This window comes from Parazoarcus sp. PS-13 R2A (assembly GCF_057621855.1).
The window spans coordinates 1-496 of record NZ_JBYEXN010000063.1 but is presented as its reverse complement, the minus strand read 5'-3'; the positions used below and the strand labels follow the sequence as shown (position 1 = coordinate 496).

At 66.7% G+C, this 496-nt stretch carries 1 protein-coding gene; it reads left to right on the top strand.

All coding sequences use genetic code 11. The features are described 5' to 3' along the window. A partial coding sequence (locus tag AC22G6_RS21830) for a branched-chain amino acid ABC transporter permease (RefSeq protein WP_487368506.1) occupies positions 1 to 496 on the top strand: 496 nt, incomplete at both ends.

Genomic DNA, 496 nt, shown 5'->3' with positions numbered 1-496 from the left:
ACTCGTGCTGCTCACCGGCGTGGGCGGACTCACCAGCTTCGGTCAGGCGGCCTTCGTCGGCCTCGGGGCCTACACCACCGGGGTGCTCACCACTGCCACCGAGCTGCCGGGCTGGCTGTCGTGGCTGGGTGGCTCGCCGTGGCTGGCGCTGGTGGTCGGGTTGGTGTTCACCGCGACCGTGGCCATCGTGCTCGGCTCGCTCACGCTCAAGCTCTCCGGCCACTTCCTGCCGCTGGGCACGATCGCGTGGGGTATCTCGCTGTATTTCCTGTTTGGCACCATGGAGACCCTCGGTGGGCACACCGGTCTCACCGGCATTCCGCCGATCTCGATCTTTGGCTGGGAGCTCGATCAGGGTGAGGAGATCTTCTACCTGATCTGGGCCTTCCTGCTGTCGGCCGTGCTCACCACGCAGAACCTGCTCGACTCGCGCGAAGGCCGTGCGATCCGCGCCTTGAAGGGCGGCATGGTGATGGCCGAGGCGATGGGGGTGAAT